This window comes from Micromonospora sp. Llam0, from assembly GCF_003751085.1.
Lineage (GTDB): Bacteria > Actinomycetota > Actinomycetes > Mycobacteriales > Micromonosporaceae > Micromonospora_E.
The window spans coordinates 2,301,135-2,318,328 of record NZ_RJJY01000002.1 but is presented as its reverse complement, the minus strand read 5'-3'; the positions used below and the strand labels follow the sequence as shown (position 1 = coordinate 2,318,328).

Here is a 17,194-nt window from a genome sequence, read left to right as displayed (position 1 = left end):
TCCGGTTAACTTCATTCACCAGATAACGCGGTCGACCCTACTCGAGTGCACAGCCGCAGGCGAAACGGTCGCTATCCTGGGCGGGTGGTACCCGGGACGAGAGTCAAAGGTCGATACGAGCTAGGCCGATTCCCGTTGGCGCACAAGGGGATGGGCGAGGTCTGGCCGGCCCGGGACATACTGCTCGAACGTCAGGTCATCGTGAAGTTCGTCGACCCCGCGACGCTCGACCCGGACATGGTGCGCCGGTTCCGCCGCGAGGCACTCCTGACCGCTCGTCTCGATCACCCCGGCGTACCCGCCATCCACGACCTCGGCGATCACGAGGGCCAGCCGTACGTCGTCCTCCAGAGGATCGACGGAACCACGCTCACCGACCTGATCGCCGAGCAGGGCCCGCTGCCGATCGGTTGGGTCGCCGCGATCGGAGCCCAGGTCAGCAGCGTGCTGCTCGCGGCGACCCGGATCGGCCTGGTCCACCGCGACATCAAGCCGAGCAACGTCATGCTGGACACGAGCGGCGCAGCCAAGGTGCTCGACTTCGGTCTGGCGGTGATCCGCGACGACGCCCGGTACTCGCGGATCACCCAGACCGGACAGAGCCTGGGCACGGTGGGCTACATGGCGCCCGAACAGATCCTCGGCAGGCCCGCCGACCACCGCACCGACCTCTACGGCTTGGGCGCCACCCTGTTCGACCTCAGCACCGGCCGACCACCGTTCGACGCGGAGACGACCGTGACCACGGTGCGGCATCAGCTGGAGAATTCCCCGCCGCGTCCTGCCGAGCTGCAACCGGAGATCCCCGCCGAGGTCGACGAACTGGTGCACCGGCTGTTGGCGGTTGATCCTCAGGACCGGCCCGCCACGGCCGCTGATGTCTACACCGTGCTGGCACCGTATGCCCGCGACCTGCCGCCACTACCGGGAGTGCTCATCCCCGCCGCTGCGGAAGCGGTGCAGGCCTACGCCGCGATCGTGGGTCGAGTGCCGCACCAGGCCCTCTCCCGCCCCGCGCCCGCGGACGTGCCCGGGCCGCCCGACATGCAGCAAGGCGTCAGGCGAGCCGACCAGCTGTACGCGGCCGGCGAGTACCGCGCCGCCGCACGGAAGTGGCGGCAACTCGCCGACGAACACGCCCGACGACACGGCGACGACGATCCGGTCGTGTTCGACCTCCGGCTACGTGCCGCTCGCGCTCACCTGCCGCTCGGCGAGCCCGACCGCGCGGTGCGTCAGATGAACCTGCTGCTGGAACGCCGGACACGGGTCGACGGTCAGGAGCATGCGGTCGTGGTGCAGCTGCGGCAGGAGATCGCGAGCCTCAGCAGCGAGCGGCGGGCACCGTCGCCTGAAGGGTCTTCCACGCCAGACGCGGATCGCTGAACACCCGCGGCAGCAGCGCCGCCTTCTGCGCCGCGAAGCGGTCACCCCCACTGCCGAAGATCCGGAAGCAGTTCTGCCCACGCGTCTCCATGCTCATCGCCCGACCGGCAAGCGAGGAGTACGTACCGGAGTGCTTCAACCAGGCCGCCTCCTCACCGTGGCGGTCGAAGCCGCGGCCACTCGCCGCATGTCCGAACACGTCGTGCACCGCACGGAACATGTCGTTCTCCGCGTCACTCAGATACGGATGCGGATTGTCGCTGGCGGCGCTTGACCACACCTTCAGCCGACGTCGCCGCACGTCGTCGACCATCGACGCGACATCCGGATAGGGGTCCTCGTCGACGATCCGCACCGACACGCCCAGGCCACCGAACTCCACCCGACCCACCAGGAAGTGGTACTGCCGCACCGTCTCCTGGCAGAACGCGGCGTACGCGGGGTAGGCCCGTTCGTCGCGGACCGGCGCCGCCGCGTACGCCTCAGCGATGGCCGAACCGACGGCCGGGTCAAGGCGCACTCGCGCGTACCCGCGAGAAGGTGGCATTGCTGTGGACCCTCGGCCGAGCCTCGCCGCCCCGTCGCAGACGTAGGCGACCGGCGGAAAGCACGGCGAGGCAACGGTGGGCAGCGTGGATGCGGACAAAAGTACTCATGGTCCTCCTTCGATCGACGGGATGATGGAACGCGGGTCAGCGGGCTGCCAGGTCCTGCCGGCTTCCCAGGGGTGATGGCTCCTCGTCGCACTGCGCGGGCCGCTCGCCACGCAGTAGCTCACCGAGGATCCGAATCTCGGAGACCCGACGGTCCTGATGGACCTTGGCGATCTTCCCGATGGTGGTGCTGCGACCGCGGCGTGGCATGGTCCCTCCAAACAGGCTCGTCTCACTGCGGACTGCCAGGCAAGTTAGCAGGCTGTGAACTGCGTACACAAATTGATCATCCGTGTTAGGGTTCACGTGTGACAAACGAGTCGAACGCGGCCGTCAGCGCGGCCACCCTGACGGCCAGCGGCATCGCGCAACTGGCCAAGGTCGGCAGGGCAGCCGTCAGCAACTGGCGTCGCCGCTACGCCGACTTCCCCACTCCCGTAGGCGGCACCCCGACAAGCCCTACATTCGACGCGGCAGAGATAGAGCAATGGCTGCGCCGTCACGGCCGACTGCATCAGGCGGACACCGCCCGGCGGGCATGGCGGCACATCGAGACCTACCAACCCGCCGCACAGATCAGCGACGTCCTCGGCATCGCCGGCGCCTACCTGCTCACCCGGGCCGGCGGTGACCGTCCCACCACCCCGAAACAGCTGGTCGCACACCTGCGTTCACTGGATCCCCACCTGGCCGACCTCGTCGCCGACGTCACGCCGACGCAGTGGACCACCCCACTCACCACACTGTTGCACGCGGTGGATGAACTTGGCTCGGAGCACGGCGCCGAAACCGCCTTCGAGTCCCTGCACCGGCAGTACGTCAACTCCGCCCACTCGCTGTCCGGGCTCGCCGGCACACCAGACACCGTCGCCGAGGCGATGTTGACACTCGCCGGACGCGGCACCCACATCTTCGACTTCACCAGCGGCACCGGATCGATCCTGCGCATGGCCGCCGACCGAGCACTCCACGACGACACCATCACCCGCTGCTACGCACAAGAAATCAACCCGCAGTACGCCCTGATCACCCTGGTACGGCTGTGGTTCGTGCACCTTCGCGCCCGCCGGAACAGGCACGACGCGCCACCGCCCGTCGTCCACGTCGGGGACAGCATGCTCGCCGACGCCCTGCCCGACCTACGCGCCGATTTGGTCGTGGCGAACTTCCCGTTCGGCATCCACGACTGGGGCCACGACCGCCTCGCCTACGACGCCCGGTGGGCCTTCGGGCTACCCCCACGCACCGAACCCGAACTCGCCTGGGTACAGCACGCCCTGGCGCACCTCGCCACCACCGGCACCGCCGTCGTGCTCATGCCACCCGCCGCCGCGTCCCGGCCCGCCGGCCGACGGGTCCGCGCGGAACTGATCCGTCGCCAGGCGCTGCGCGCGGTCGTCGCCCTTCCCCCCGGCCTGATGGCACCGACGAACATCGGACTACACATCTGGGTCCTCACCCACCCCAATCCACAGCAGCCACCCGCCGGGAACGTTCTCGTCGTCGACACCACCGCCGACACGACCGGGGAACCGCTCATCGACATCATCGGCACCGCCTGGGCTTCTTACCGGTCCGACCAGTACACCGAACAACCCGGCATGCACCGCGCCGTACCCGCCATCGACATGCTCGATGCCGAAGTCGATCTGACCCCGCAACGCTACCTACCGCAATCCAAGGAGCTCACCGCCAGCCCGGCCCAGCTCATCGCCAGCATCAGCGACTTCGATCACCTGCTCGACGACCTACGACGCGGCCTCCCAGCAGTACGCAAAACCCAATCGGCACCACTACGCGAAGCCCCCCAGGCCGACATCGCCGACCTTATCCGCTCCGGCAGCATCACAGTCCTACGCGCCACCACTCGCGGTCGCACCGGCCAACCCGCCATCAACGCCGTCGTCCTGACCGCCGCCGACATCCTGTCCGGTAGCGCCCCCACCGGCACGACAACCCGCACAGCCGACACCTCAGGACCTCGGATACGTGCGGGCGACATCCTGATCCCGATCATCGGCCACAGAATCAACGCTCGCGTGGCCACCCCAGAACAGATCGAGGCCGAGCTCGGACCGGGCACTCAACTGCTTCGCGTCGACACCACCCAGTTCGACCCATGGTTCGTCGCCGGCATCATTTCCCGCACCGACAACGTCCGCCTCGCCGGCCGAGTCGCCAGCACCACGGGCGCCCTGCGCATCGACATCAGGCGCCTCACCATCCCGGTCATGCCACCGGAACAGCAGCGAGCGTACGGACACGCCTTCCGCCAACTCGTCGAGTTCCGCATAACCCTCGACCGCGCCGCAACGACCGGCGCCACCCTGGCTCGCGAGATCACCGATGCTCTAACCAGCGGAACCCTTGGTCTCAGCCCTCGGCCGACGCTACAACGCTCAGCCGAGCCGTCGAAGGATACGCTGTACCCAGCCGTAGAGCCACAGCCCACAAACACCGGCTCGGAGAACCGCCCTACGAACCAAAGTGATTAAAAACCCTGCAGTTGATCTTTAGCGCCCCAGGTCAACAAGCCTGCTCCCCGCGCACGCGGGGGTGATCCCCCTGAGAGACACCCGACCCGCCCGAAAACTCGCTGCTCCCCGCGCACGCGGGGGTGATCCCAGGCCAGCGGCAGCACGATCCACTGCTGGTCGCTGCTCCCCGCGCACGCGGGGGTGATCCCCCGCAGTTGCCGATCGACGTCGGCAACAATCCCTGCTCCCCGCGCACGCGGGGGTGATCCCACCTGGACCGGGTGCGCCGGGTGGACAGCTGCCTGCTCCCCGCGCACGCGGGGGTGATCCCCCGTAATTCCCACCCGTGCTGTAGGTGACCACCTGCTCCCCGCGCACGCGGGGGTGATCCCTGGGCGCGCAGCTGCGTGTCGGTGCAGTAGCCCTGCTCCCCGCGCACGCGGGGGTGATCCCCCGTCGTACCTGGGGAAGGTTGTCGCGGGCGGCTGCTCCCCGCGCACGCGGGGGTGATCCCGGAGTGTGGCCCGGATGGTGGCCTTCTCCGCCCTGCTCCCCGCGCACGCGGGGGTGATCCCGCTGCTGGAGGAACCCGTCGCCCGGGAGTGGGCTGCTCCCCGCGCACGCGGGGGTGATCCCCGCGCACGCGGGGGTGATCCCTCGGCGACCGCGTCCCGGGCCTGCCCAGCGATCTGCTCCCCGCGCACGCGGGGGTGATCCCACCGCCAGCCAACCAAGAGCCGCCTGGCCCCGCTGCTCCCCGCGCACGCGGGGGTGATCCCTCGCCGCCGTCCAGCGGCGCGGCGGAGGTGGTCTGCTCCCCGCGCACGCGGGGGTGATCCCGTCAAGCTCACCTACGCCCGATGGGGGCAGCTCTGCTCCCCGCGCACGCGGGGGTGATCCCGTCGATAGGCTGTCCTTGACCGAATGTCGGCCCTGCTCCCCGCGCACGCGGGGGTGATCCTATTGCTGCCGCGCCGCCGGTCGCGATGATCACCTGCTCCCCGCGCACGCGGGGGTGATCCGGCGATGCCGCGTACCGCCGTGACGCTCGCGTACTGCTCCCCGCGCACGCGGGGGTGATCCCGCGGCCGAGGTGGACGCCCAGGTCGAGGACGCCTGCTCCCCGCGCACGCGGGGGTGATCCCAGTCGAAGGTGTCCGGCCCGGCAGTAGCCCACCCTGCTCCCCGCGCACGCGGGGGTGATCCCGAATGGCCTCGGCATGACCTTCGTCTTGCCGTCTGCTCCCCGCGCACGCGGGGGTGATCCCTCGATCGGCAGCTGCACCGACCTCACCCAGTCCTGCTCCCCGCGCACGCGGGGGTGATCCCTCGCGTGACGCCCGGCTGCACTGCCCGCTCCCCTGCTCCCCGCGCACGCGGGGGTGATCCCACCTCGGTCGGCGGATCGAAGATCGAGCCGTCCTGCTCCCCGCGCACGCGGGGGTGATCCCCGGCCGCGTACCGCGACACGCTGTACGTGTACCTGCTCCCCGCGCACGCGGGGGTGATCCCCGGCTGCTGGCCGACATCCGGGACGGGCGCCGCTGCTCCCCGCGCACGCGGGGGTGATCCCCGCCGGCGCCGACGGGTGGCGGCAGGTCGCCGCTGCTCCCCGCGCACGCGGGGGTGATCCCACCGAACACCGCTACCCGGCCGAACAGCAGGCCTGCTCCCCGCGCACGCGGGGGTGATCCCATGTCGGTGATCGGGATCGACGGTTCGACGCCCTGCTCCCCGCGCACGCGGGGGTGATCCCGTGCTTCGTTCGGCCACCCTGTGCGACCCGATCTGCTCCCCGCGCACGCGGGGGTGATCCCGGGGTGTCGGTCGGGGTGACGGCGAAAAGCTCCTGCTCCCCGCGCACGCGGGGGTGATCCCAGCTCCTCTCCATCCTCGCCGAGGCAGCCGATCTGCTCCCCGCGCACGCGGGGGTGATCCGCAGCTCGGCGACACCTGCCACGGCACCATCGTCTGCTCCCCGCGCACGCGGGGGTGATCCCTCTGGCAGAGGATGCCGCGTATCAAGGCGGTCCTGCTCCCCGCGCACGCGGGGGTGATCCCTCTGGCAGAGGATGCCGCGTATCAAGGCGGTCCTGCTCCCCGCGCACGCGGGGGTGATCCCGGTTCCGGATTTGCTCGCGACCGGTTCCGCCGCTGCTCCCCGCGCACGCGGGGGTGATCCCTCTGGCAGAGGATGCCGCGTATCAAGGCGGTCCTGCTCCCCGCGCACGCGGGGGTGATCCCGGTTCCGGATTTGCTCGCGACCGGTTCCGCCGCTGCTCCCCGCGCACGCGGGGGTGATCCCTCGACCGCATCAGCGACACGATCGCGGCGATCCTGCTCCCCGCGCACGCGGGGGTGATCCCTGGCGAAAAACTGCAGGTCAGGGTCGACTACTCTGCTCCCCGCGCACGCGGGGGTGATCCCGCGGCGGCGTGGCCGACCAGCCGGACGCCGTCCTGCTCCCCGCGCACGCGGGGGTGATCCCTTCCCGTCCTCCCACCGCTGGATGGTGTTCCGCTGCTCCCCGCGCACGCGGGGGTGATCCCCGCCGCGAGCAGTGGGAGTCGATCTCCCTGCTCTGCTCCCCGCGCACGCGGGGGTGATCCCAGGTCCGGCCGCTCCTTGACCAGCGGGTGGTCCTGCTCCCCGCGCACGCGGGGGTGATCCCACGGGCCGGGCGTCCGCGAACGCGCCCGTATCCTGCTCCCCGCGCACGCGGGGGTGATCCCACGGCATCGATCTGGTCCCACGGCATCGGCAGCTGCTCCCCGCGCACGCGGGGGTGATCCCAGCTTCGCGCCGCTCGGGCAGGAGCAGGTCGGCTGCTCCCCGCGCACGCGGGGGTGATCCCTGACCAGCCGGATCCAGCGGGACGGGGCCACACTGCTCCCCGCGCACGCGGGGGTGATCCCAACAAGCCGATCCAGGAGTGCCGGGTCACCGTCTGCTCCCCGCGCACGCGGGGGTGATCCCCCGGCGTCCAGGCGGTCCAGCAGACCCCGCACCTGCTCCCCGCGCACGCGGGGGTGATCCCCTTGCTAGGCCTACCGGGTGTCTGTCACACTCCTGCTCCCCGCGCACGCGGGGGTGATCCCGCCAGCGACAACCTGAAGCGCGCCGTCCTCGGCTGCTCCCCGCGCACGCGGGGGTGATCCCGCCTTCGAGCGTTCGGTCCCGACGCTGCTGGTCTGCTCCCCGCGCACGCGGGGGTGATCCCTGGAAGGAACGAACGCCGCCGCCCATGAGCAGCTGCTCCCCGCGCACGCGGGGGTGATCCCTGACGCGGACGCTCGCGGTAGTCGCCCGCGTACTACTCGCTGCGTACGCGGGTGATCCCACGTCTCGGCTGTTCGCGATGCGGCTCGAGCAACGGGTCGTCCCCGCACGCGCGGGGGTCTTCCCGCTGCGCCCAGCCGACGGAGACCTCCACGCCGCCGTCCTGGCACTCGTATGTGCCGGGGGTACGTTGGGACAGGGGAGCACCCACGGAGCACCATGGATCCATGGTGGACCACCTTCAGTTGAACGCGGCCACGTTCCCGCAGGTCAGGCCGATTGCCAGGAGGGCCTGAACAGCCGGGGTGGCCGGTGATGCAAACTTTTAATCCTTAGGTTCTGGGTTCGAGTCCCAGGCGGCCCACTAAAGGTCTACGCTCGCGAACACCTCGCGAGCTGGGCTTTTGCGCCCCGTCCAGGTTTCTGGGCGGGGCGCTTGTTGCGTTGAGGGCCTCGGTAGCGCCGGGGTTTACCCGGAAGACGGGGGTTGCCGTGACGGCCTCGGTGTTGATCTTGATTTCTTCGATGAGTAGCTCGCAGAGTTGCTTGCGTTCGGGGTCGGTGCCGTGGGTGATGATGCGGGTGATGTCGGTGCCGAGGGTGTCGAGTTGGTCGGTGGTGACGGGCTCGGGCAGGTTGTCGAGGCGGATCTGGAGGCGGTCGTGCCGTCGGCGGAGTTGGGTGAGGTCGTCGGAGAGCTTTGCGATGCGGGTTTCCAGGAGGGATCTGTCGATCTTGCCGTCTTCGTAGTCGGTGAAGTACCGGTCGATGACCGTTTCCTTCTGCGTGAGTTGGGCTTTGACGGTGCGTAGCTCTGCTTCGAGGGCGGCGTTCCCTGCTCGGTGCCGGTCATGTGCTGCGGTGACGGCTTGCATGATCAGGTCGGTGCGGTCTCGGTAGAACGATCCGAGGGTCTGCAGGACGGTCTGGTCGAGGACGTCGGCCTGGATGCGGGGGGCGTTGCAGTGGGCGGTGCCGTACCGGTTGCGGGTGAAGCAGGTGTAGTAGCGGTACCGCTTTTTGAGTTTGCCGGTGGCGGAGGTGCCGAGGTACGCCTGCCCGCAGCGCGGGCAGCGGATCTTGCCGGTGAGGTGGTAGTCGGTGGCGGCGCCTGCGGACTTGGCGGGGTGTTCGCCGCGTTCGGTCAGGATTTCCTGGGCGAGGGCGAATGTGGCTCGGTCGGTGATGGGTGGGTGGGCGTCCTCGGCGAGGATGTCCCGGAATGCGACGCTGCCGATGTAGGCGGGGTTGGTGAGTGCGTCGATGACGGTCTTGTAGCTCCACCGCCTGCCGCCCCGGCGGAGCAGGCCGCGTTGGTTGAGTTCCGCCGCGACGCCGCGGCTGCCCTTGCGGCGGACGGTGTAGAGGTCGAAGAGCGTTTCGATGGTTGGTGCCTCGTCGCCGATGATCTGTAGGTGTTTGGTGGCCGGGTTGACGGCGTAGCCGATGGGGGCGACGCCGACGGTCCATTCGCCCTTGGCGGCCTTACGTTCCATGCCGTTGATGACTCGGTCGATGATCATTTCTCGTTCGAACTCGGCGAACACGCCGAGCATTTGAACGAGCATCCGTCCGGCTGCGGTGGAGGTGTCGAAGGGTTCGGTGGCGGAGCGGAAGACGACGCCGGCTTGGTCGAGTTCGTCGAGCAGCATGACGAGGTCGCTGATGCGGCGGCTGAATCGGTCGACGCGGTAGACCAGCAGGACGTCGAATTTGCCGGCGCGTGCGGCGGCGAGCGCGCGTTGCAGTCCGGGTCGGTCGAGGCTGGCGCCGGAGGCGTCGTCGGAGAATTTCGCGATGATGCTCCAGCCGTCCTGGGAGGTGGTGTAGGCGTCGAGTTTGGTGTCTTGGGCCTCGATGGTGAACGGCTGGTTTTCTTCGTCGGTGGACCGCCGGGTGTAGATGGCGATCCGCAGGTGTGTAGCCGCTAGAGGGAGAGTCGCCTTGGCGCGGCGCGATTTGCGTGGCATATGGCATTCCTTCGAGAGGGGTGGTCGGGCCGCCGGAATGGGATCCGGCGGCCCGACGGCTACGGGGTGTGGCCCTCGTCGGCCGGTTCGCTGGCGTTTCGTTCGACCCAGGAGACGATCATGGCCGCGAGGATGTCGACGGCCTGACGGTGCTGTTTCTCCGTGATCGGGACGATGTCCGGGGCGGTGAGCCTCGGGACGATCGCTCGGCTTCTGTCCGGCCCGCGTTGGCCGATTGATGCGTCTCGCGGGCTTGCGGAGGCGGCACCGTAGCGTGACTCACCTGCGGGTTTCAAGCCAGTTGGGGGATCGGTTTCGGCGACTCGCGCTGAGTCGCGCGGACTGGTCTGACGTCGGGGGGTGAGTCGCGAAACGTCTGGCTGCACTCGTGGTGCGTCGTGGTCAGCCATCGCGACTCACCGGGGCGGTGAAGACCATCAGGTCGATGTGTAGAACTCGACGGCCGGGCGTGGACATGGCCTGGCGGGTTACCTCGGCGGCGTCGGCTTCGCTGGCGTAGAAGGTGAACTGGTCGCCCTTTCCGGCGGCGCTGACGGCCACGATTTGCAGGATGTGGGTGAATCCGACGTCGTTTGCGGCTGCGCGCAGCGTGTGTGCGTGGTCGGCGTATGTCGTGCCCGGCGTGGTGCGGGGGCGGACGGCGGCGATGACGCACGCGTCGCCGACCATCATGAGTCGGCAGGCGGTGAACAGGTCGGCGATTCGGTCTGCGGCGGGTGAGTGGTCGTCGCGGGGCCAGTGCAGCGTGACCAGGGTGACGGGCTGTTCGATCTGGTCGAGGTCAGCGAGGTGGGCGGGTTCGGTGATGGACAGGTACGTGCGGCCGGCTTCGGTGGCGGCCGTCTGCAGGTGGGGGTCGTCGTCGAGGGAGACGATGGTGTCGCCGTGTCGGGTGTAGATGAGGACGAGTCGGCGGGCCAGCCGCGACGCGAAGCCGGGGTCGGGTTCGGCCGTCTGCGGGGAGTCGCTGTGGTCGTCGAGTCGCCACACGGTGATGGGGACGTCGCCGGTGACCCGGGGTGAGTCGTCGGGATTCGCGGTCGGGAAGTCGGTGGGTCGGCGGTCGAGTCGGTGTGGGTCGCGATCTGGATGAGCAGTCATGGGGCAGGTGGCCCCCGTGCCCGGTTGGCCGTGTTCGCATCCACCAAATGCCCAACAGCGGGCCATCTCGCCGCATTGGCGGGAGCCGGGTTACCCAACAGCGCCCAACAGGCAACGCGGGCCTACCCAACAGGTACGGCGGGGGCTGACTGTTGGGTAGGCAACAAGGGGTCCGGGCTCGGGGGATGCGGTGCCTGGCCGTTGGAGCCGTTGGTGCCTTGCTAGCTGCGACGGCGGTTGGCCAGGCGCGGGTCAGGAACTCCCCGACGCTGCCGTGCACCGTCATGTGGACGAGGTGTCGGCGGATCTGGGCGGTGTGGCCGGGGTTGTAGACCCGAGGTGCCAGCAAGTTTGCCTCGCCGCGCGGGCAAACCACGCTCTCCACGAGATGTGGCGATCTTGCCGCCCAACAGCGCCCAACGACGCGCTGACCTGCACTGTTGGGTGTCTGCCTGCTTGCCTCCGCCCGAACCTGGGCGGACGGGTTCGTTGGGTGTGCAGGGCTGTGACCTGCGCCAACACGACGGTTTGGCTGATCGTGGCCGGATGGGGCTGTTGGGTCGACGTGCGCGGATGGGGGTCTCGCGTCGCTGCAGCGCGGCGCCCGATTCCCGCGAGGTTCACATGTCCGCTTCATCCTGGCCGTCGTCTCCGCTGGACGCGGCCGAACGTGCCTTCGATCTTCTCGTCCAGCCGCCGAGCCATGTCGGCTTCGACGGACGAGGCTTCACCGGTCTACCCGACGCGATCGTGCTCCTGGACGACCTGCGTGCCCTGCTGCTGTCTTCCGCGACGCCGGCCGAGGTCCGCGACGCGGTGTGGCGGGAACTGGTCGTGCGTGCCCGCCGCGACGGACCCGCGTGGGTGGTCGCTGCGGTAGGGACGGCGATGCCCCGCCTGCGCCGGGTGGCCGGCATGCTCGCCGCCGGCTGGCGCGGTGACACCGATGATCTGGACTCCGAGCTGCTCGTCGGGTTCGTCGCCCGGCTCAAGACAATCGACCTGGACGTGCCGCGCGTCTGCGGCCGGCTGGTCGACGCCGGTCTGCGGGCCGCCCGCAAGGCCCGCGACGCCGACTCCGACGCCCAACTCATCCACACCGACGCGACCGGGCCGATCGCCCCGATCCAGCCGTGGGATCACCCCGATCTGGTGCTCGCGCGGGCGGTCGCTGCCGGCGTCGTCGACGCCGATGAGGCCAACTTGATCGCGGCGACCCGGATGGAAACCGCCACCGTGGCGCAGGCCGCCAAGAAGCTCGGGATCGCGCCGAGCACGGCCAGCGCGTGGCGGGCGCGGGCGGAGCGGCGTTTGGCGGAGGCGATCTCGGAGGGGGAACTCGCCTTCATCCCGTTGCGGCCACGGGTCAGCGGTCGGGCTGTTGGGCGGCTGTTGGGTGCCGACCGTGGCGCGGGTGCGTTGTTGGCCACCCAACAGCGGGCTTTTGGGGGCAAGACATCGGACCGAGAAGCGGCCGGTGTCGGTGCCCCCGGGATCGGGGCGGCGCCGGCCTGAGTGGCCGCGTTCGCACCGATCCACGCACGGCTGAAAGGAGCGTTGCTCCCACGGCCCGCCCCGGTCCCGGTGGCGCACCTCAACCCCTATTTCGAGCCCCGGATTCCGGGGCGGGAGGTGTCCACCATGTTCCGCCGCACCATCATCCGCGTCGTCGTTGTGGCTGTCGCCACGTTGACGGTGCTCGCCGGGGCGGGCACGGCTTTCGCGGCCGAGCCGCAGATCCTGGCCGCCTACGACCTGCCCACGATCATTTCCAACATCACGAACTGGATCATTGGCCTGCTCGTGGGGGTAGCGACCCTTTTCCTCACTATCGGCGGGATACGGTATCTCGCTGCGGGCGGCGATCCCACCGAAGTCGAGAAGGCCAAGTCCGCGTTTAAGTCCGCGCTTCTCGGTTACGCCCTCGCTGTTCTTGCGCCGATCTTGCTCGGAGTCGTTCAGGGCTGGATTGGTGGCTGACGTGGGCGGCTGGATGGTCGACAGCATCATCAGCGGCATTCTCGAATGGTTCGCCAAAACCATTCTGGGTGTGCTGAACGCCCTGTGGGAGCTGTTGTCGGCTACTGTGTTCGTCAGCCCGGATGTCACGCAGCTGCCACAGGTCACCGCTTTCGCCAGCACGTCGCTAGGCATTGTTAATGCCTGCTACGTGCTGGCGTTCCTGTGGATGGCGATCCTGGTGTTGGGTCGTGACACCATTCAGGCGAAGCACGGGCCCGGTGAGCTTATTCCCCGTCTGATCATCGGGCTGATCGGCGCCAACTTCGCGGTCCCCTTGTGTTCGACGGTCATCGGACTGGCCAACGCTTTCACTGCCGCGATAACCAGTCAGGACATCACCGCACCTGGCTCGATGCAGCAGTTACGCGCCACCACGATCAGCGCGATCGAAGGTCAGACCGGGGCGAACGCGATCAGTTTCCTACTGCTGCTCATCGCCCTGCTGATCGCGGTTCTCGCCGGCGCTCTCATCGTGCAGTGGATCATCCGGTTGGGGGTGCTGGTCGTGGCGGTGGGCGTGTCGCCCATTGCCTTGGCATTGCACGGCACACCGCAGACCGAAGGGGCTGCGAAGCTGTGGTGGCGCACGATCCTCGGCACGCTCGGCACCGTGGTCATCCAGGCCGTTGCCCTGCACACCACACTGACCATCTTCCTCAACCCGAACAGCAACTTCCCGGTCCTGGGACTGCCGATTCCCGGCGGCGATCCCGGAGCGGTGATGAATCTACTCATCGTCGTGTGCCTGCTGTGGGGTGTCGTCAAGATCCCCGGGCTGATGAGCCGATACATCACCCAGTCCAAGCCCAACCCGCTCGGGGCGATGCTGCGGGTCGTGCTGATCCAGCAGATCACCCAGGGGTTGAGTCGCGGGCTGGGTCGTGGTCGCCCTACCGGCCGTGCCGCCATCGGACGCCGAGGTCCGCAAGGTGCGGGCGGCGTACCGGTCAACCGGCCCTGGCCGGTGAGATCCGGTGGCGGCGCCTCCCGCGCCGCTTCGCCGTCGTCGGTGTCGCACACCTCTCGGCCCGCCGGCTTCCTACGGCCCGCTGTCTCTTCGCCGCGGCCCGGTGACCCAGCGCCGCGGGTTGGCGGCGAGGTGCCGCGGCCGACGGGCGCAGGACGCGGCCGGACGAGCGTCGTCTACCCGTCCGGCCGACCGGCTCGGCCATACACCCGAGACGAACTCGCCGCAGGCGTCGACCTTTACACCCGCGCCATGAAGTCCCGTTTCGGCTCGTCCTCACGAAAGGCACCCTGATGACTACCCACCAGCCGCCCTCGTCCGCGTACGAGACCACCAAGCGGTCCGACATCCCAGAGGAAACCTTCGACGTCATCGCTATCGCCTGGCCCACCGGTCGACCCATTCGTTCATACAGCGTCGATGAACTCGCCGAAGGCGTGGACCTCTACACCCGCGCCATGAAGGCGCGCGCCGCTGATGTCGTGGAGCGGGGTGACCGCGATGCGCGATAGCGACGACGCCACCCCGCGCGCCCGAATTCCTGCGGATGTCGACACCCCAGACAAGATCGTCTACGGTTTGACGGCGCGGCAGTTGGCCATCCTGGTCGTGGCCGGTGTGATCGGCTACGGCATCTTCCGGGCGGTCGGCACACTGTTGCCGCAGCCGGTCCTGTTCGCCATCCTCACACCTTTGGCCGGGGCGGCGGTCGTGCTGGCCCTGGGCCGCCGCGACGGCCTGTCGATGGATGCCTGGCTGCTGTCCGCGATACGGCACACCCGCGGCCCGAAGCGGCTCGCGCCTGCCACGTCCGCACGTCCGCCTGCGGTGCCGGGCTGGGCGCCGGACACCGACACGCCGGCGGCGACGGTGCCGCCGCTGCGGCTGCCGGCCACGGCGATCAGCGACGCCGGTGTCATCGACACCGGGCCGCAGGCGGTCGCCCTGGTCGCCTGCACCACCGTCAACATCGGGCTGCGTACCGGCGACGAGCAGAACGCTCTCATCGGCGCGTACGGTCGCTGGCTCAACAGCTTGTCGTCGCCGGTGCAGATCGTCATCTCCGCCCAGCGGGTGGACCTGTCCAGCCACGCCCAACGCATCGCCGATACCGCCGACACCCTGGCCAACCCGGCGCTGGCGGAAGCCGCCCAGGACTACGCGGAGTTCCTCGATGATCTCGCCGTGCGGCGTGACCCGCTGTGGCGCACGGTCACGATCGCGGTCACCGCCCGAGGCGAGAAAGGCCGTGACACCGAGGTGCTGCGCCGGGCCGAGCACGCTGCCTCCGCCCTGTCCGCGCTCGGCGCGCAGACCGCCGTACTCGACGGCGACCGCGCCACCGCCGTGCTGACCTGCGCGGTCGACCCCTACACACCCACCGACGTCACCTGGCCCCGCGCCAGGCCCGACGCCGTCATCACCGGACCAGGAGACCGGACATGAAACTACCGACGAGAAGGCGATCGGACAGCGCAACCCCCGCGAGCCCGGCCGTGTCGGCCGGGCTCGCGTCGGTTCTGGGGCCGGCCACGGTCGAGAACAGCCCCCGACACATCACGGTCGGCGACGGCTACGCCGCCACGTTGATCGTCACCGGGTACCCGGCCGAGGTCGGCGGCGCCTGGCTGGATCCGCTGCTGGCATGGCCCGGCCGCCTCGACGTCGTCGTCTACATCGACCCGCTCGCCCCGCAGGTGGCCGCCGCGCGGCTGCGGCGCCAGCGGGCACGGTTGGAGTCCAACCGGCGCGACGACGCAGGGAAGGGCCGCCTCGCTGATCCGATCACCGAGGCCGCCACGGAGGACGCCGCCGAGTTGGCCGACCGGATCGCCCGCGGCCAGTCGAGGCTGTTCCGCGTCGGACTGTACCTGTGCGTGCACGCCCCGACCCTGGACGAGCTGGACGAGGCAGTCGCCCACGTACGGGCCACCGCGGCGTCGGTGCTACTGGACACGCAGCCGGCGACCTGGCGACAGCTGCAGGGCTGGCTGACCACCCTGCCGCTGGCCACCGACACCCTCGGCATCCGGCGGGTGATGGACACCGACGCCATCGCGACCGCGTTTCCGTTGGCGTCGGCGGACCTGCCGGCACCGCTGCCGGGAGAGTCCGGCCCCGCTGGGGGCATGCTGTACGGACTCAACCCCGACTCCAACGGCGTCGTGTGGTGGGACCGCTGGAGCCAACACAACGCCAACAGTGTCGTCCTCGCCCGGTCCGGGGCCGGCAAGAGCTACTTCATCAAGCTCGAAGTGTTGCGGTCGCTGGCCGATGGGGTGCACGTCGCGGTGATCGACCCGGACAACGAGTACATCCGGCTCACCGAGGCGGTCGGCGGGGTCACCATCGCCCTGGGCGTCGGCGGGGTGCGCCTCAACCCGCTCGACATCCCGCCCGCCGACCGCAGGCCGCAGGCACGCACTTACCGGGCGCTGTTCCTGCACACCCTGATCGCGGTGTTGCTCGGGCAGCAGCCGCCGCCGTCGGAACGGGCCGCGCTCGACAAGGCGATCAACACCGCGTACGACGCCGCCGGGATCTCCAACGACCCGGCTACCTGGCGCAGGCAGGCGCCGCTGCTGCGCGACGTGGCGGCGGCTCTGGTCGAGCAGGGCACCGAGGCGGCGCAGACCCTCGCAGCCCGGCTCACTCCTTGGACCACGGGGTCGTTCAAGGAGATGTTCGACGGCCCTACTACCAGCGTGCCGTCCGGGCAAATGATCGCCTGGTCCACCCGGCACCTGGCCGACGAACTCCGCGCTCCGGGCATGCTGCTGGCGCTCGACGCGATCTGGCGCGACGTCGACGCCCCGGCCGTGTGGTCGGCGAACCCGCCCCGCCGGCTCGTCTTCGTCGACGAGGCCTGGACCCTGCTCAGGGACGGGGAGGGCGCGAAGTTCCTGTCCCGGCTGGCCAAGAGCGCACGCAAACGCCGGGCCGGGTTGGCCGTCATCACCCAGGACGTGGGTGACCTGCTCGGCTCCGACCTTGGCCAGGTGGTGATCGCCAACGCGGCCACCCAGATCTTGCTGCGGCAGGCCCCGCAGGCGGTGGATGTCGTCGCTGACGTGTTCGGGCTGACCGCCGGCGAGGCCCGGCTGCTGCTCGGCGCCCGCCGCGGCGAAGGTCTCCTGCTCGCGGGCACGCACCGGGTCAGCTTCCAGGCCGTGGCGTCGAAGAAAGAGCACCGTCTCTGCGTAGGGGATCTGGAACTCACCGACGACGACTGAACACCATTCAACGCCTCCATCACATCCACTGGAGGGGTGGGACACGCCGCTGGCGTGTCCCACCCCTCGTTCCGTACCGGAAGGG

12 protein-coding genes and 1 CRISPR repeat array are annotated in these 17,194 nt (G+C 69.5%); of the genes, 8 read left to right on the top strand and 4 right to left on the bottom strand.

Going from position 1 to position 17,194, the window contains the following annotated elements; all coding sequences use genetic code 11:
* Window positions 1-135 precede the first annotated feature (135 nt).
* Window positions 136-1,386: a serine/threonine-protein kinase gene (locus EDC02_RS37815; protein ID WP_233606637.1), complete on the top strand. Its 1,251-nt coding sequence runs from the start codon at window positions 136-138 to the stop codon at window positions 1,384-1,386.
* On the opposite strand, the gene EDC02_RS37810 is transcribed toward EDC02_RS37815, so the two are convergent.
* Window positions 1,325-1,906, bottom strand: coding sequence for a hypothetical protein (locus tag EDC02_RS37810; protein ID WP_123606872.1), 582 nt, complete (start codon window positions 1,904-1,906; stop codon window positions 1,325-1,327). The two genes, EDC02_RS37815 and EDC02_RS37810, sit on opposite strands and share 62 nt — an antisense overlap.
* 172 nt (window positions 1,907-2,078) lie before the next feature.
* The gene (locus tag EDC02_RS40630) at window positions 2,079-2,249 is read right to left on the bottom strand and encodes a hypothetical protein (protein ID WP_158632451.1); all 171 of its coding nucleotides are present in this window, start codon (window positions 2,247-2,249) and stop codon (window positions 2,079-2,081) included.
* Between the two features lie 98 nt (window positions 2,250-2,347).
* On the opposite strand from EDC02_RS40630, the gene EDC02_RS37805 reads away from it, so the two are divergent.
* Window positions 2,348-4,534: an N-6 DNA methylase gene (locus EDC02_RS37805; RefSeq protein ID WP_123606871.1), complete on the top strand. Its 2,187-nt coding sequence runs from the start codon at window positions 2,348-2,350 to the stop codon at window positions 4,532-4,534.
* A 40-nt stretch (window positions 4,535-4,574) separates the two neighbouring features.
* Window positions 4,575-7,856: direct repeats of the CRISPR family, unit length 29 nt; unit sequence CTGCTCCCCGCGCACGCGGGGGTGATCCC.
* A gap of 271 nt (window positions 7,857-8,127) precedes the next feature.
* Here the strand turns inward: EDC02_RS37805 and EDC02_RS37800 are convergent.
* A complete protein-coding gene (locus tag EDC02_RS37800; protein ID WP_123606870.1) occupies window positions 8,128-9,765 on the bottom strand; it encodes a recombinase family protein in 1,638 nt (545 codons plus the stop codon).
* 402 nt (window positions 9,766-10,167) lie between these two features.
* The gene (locus tag EDC02_RS37790) at window positions 10,168-10,887 is read right to left on the bottom strand and encodes a hypothetical protein (protein WP_123606868.1); all 720 of its coding nucleotides are present in this window, start codon (window positions 10,885-10,887) and stop codon (window positions 10,168-10,170) included.
* Between the two features lie 624 nt (window positions 10,888-11,511).
* Between EDC02_RS37790 and EDC02_RS37785 the strand changes: the two genes are divergently transcribed.
* From EDC02_RS37785 to EDC02_RS37760, 6 genes are all read left to right on the top strand, one after another.
* A complete protein-coding gene (locus EDC02_RS37785; protein WP_123606867.1) occupies window positions 11,512-12,402 on the top strand; it encodes a sigma-70 family RNA polymerase sigma factor in 891 nt (296 codons plus the stop codon).
* 126 nt (window positions 12,403-12,528) lie between these two features.
* Window positions 12,529-12,867 carry a pilin gene (locus EDC02_RS37780; RefSeq protein ID WP_123607462.1) on the top strand — a complete coding sequence of 113 codons (339 nt, stop codon included), beginning with the start codon at window positions 12,529-12,531 and terminating at the stop codon, window positions 12,865-12,867.
* A complete protein-coding gene (locus tag EDC02_RS37775; RefSeq protein ID WP_148083806.1) occupies window positions 12,860-14,170 on the top strand; it encodes a hypothetical protein in 1,311 nt (436 codons plus the stop codon). Before EDC02_RS37780 ends, EDC02_RS37775 begins: the two co-directional genes overlap by 8 nt.
* A complete protein-coding gene (locus tag EDC02_RS37770; RefSeq protein ID WP_123606865.1) occupies window positions 14,170-14,388 on the top strand; it encodes a hypothetical protein in 219 nt (72 codons plus the stop codon). The genes EDC02_RS37775 and EDC02_RS37770 overlap by 1 nt, the downstream gene beginning before the upstream one ends.
* Window positions 14,378-15,322 (top strand): PrgI family protein, encoded by a 945-nt coding sequence (locus EDC02_RS37765; protein WP_123607461.1) that lies wholly within the window; start codon window positions 14,378-14,380, stop codon window positions 15,320-15,322. Before EDC02_RS37770 ends, EDC02_RS37765 begins: the two co-directional genes overlap by 11 nt.
* Window positions 15,319-17,109 (top strand): VirB4 family type IV secretion system protein, encoded by a 1,791-nt coding sequence (locus tag EDC02_RS37760; protein WP_123606864.1) that lies wholly within the window; start codon window positions 15,319-15,321, stop codon window positions 17,107-17,109. Before EDC02_RS37765 ends, EDC02_RS37760 begins: the two co-directional genes overlap by 4 nt.
* Window positions 17,110-17,194: the final 85 nt, after the last annotated feature.

Bases quoted from the DNA above. Each gene is read 5' to 3' on its own strand.
- EDC02_RS40630 (WP_158632451.1), bottom strand. From the start codon at position 2,249: ATGCCACGCCGCGGTCGCAGCACCACCATCGGGAAGATCGCCAAGGTC.
- EDC02_RS37800 (WP_123606870.1), bottom strand. From the start codon at position 9,765: ATGCCACGCAAATCGCGCCGCGCCAAGGCGACTCTCCCTCTAGCGGCT.
- EDC02_RS37790 (WP_123606868.1), bottom strand. From the start codon at position 10,887: ATGACTGCTCATCCAGATCGCGACCCACACCGACTCGACCGCCGACCC.
- EDC02_RS37785 (WP_123606867.1), top strand. From the start codon at position 11,512: ATGTCCGCTTCATCCTGGCCGTCGTCTCCGCTGGACGCGGCCGAACGT.
- EDC02_RS37780 (WP_123607462.1), top strand. From the start codon at position 12,529: ATGTTCCGCCGCACCATCATCCGCGTCGTCGTTGTGGCTGTCGCCACG.
- EDC02_RS37770 (WP_123606865.1), top strand. From the start codon at position 14,170: ATGACTACCCACCAGCCGCCCTCGTCCGCGTACGAGACCACCAAGCGG.
- EDC02_RS37765 (WP_123607461.1), top strand. From the start codon at position 14,378: ATGCGCGATAGCGACGACGCCACCCCGCGCGCCCGAATTCCTGCGGAT.
- EDC02_RS37760 (WP_123606864.1), top strand. From the start codon at position 15,319: ATGAAACTACCGACGAGAAGGCGATCGGACAGCGCAACCCCCGCGAGC.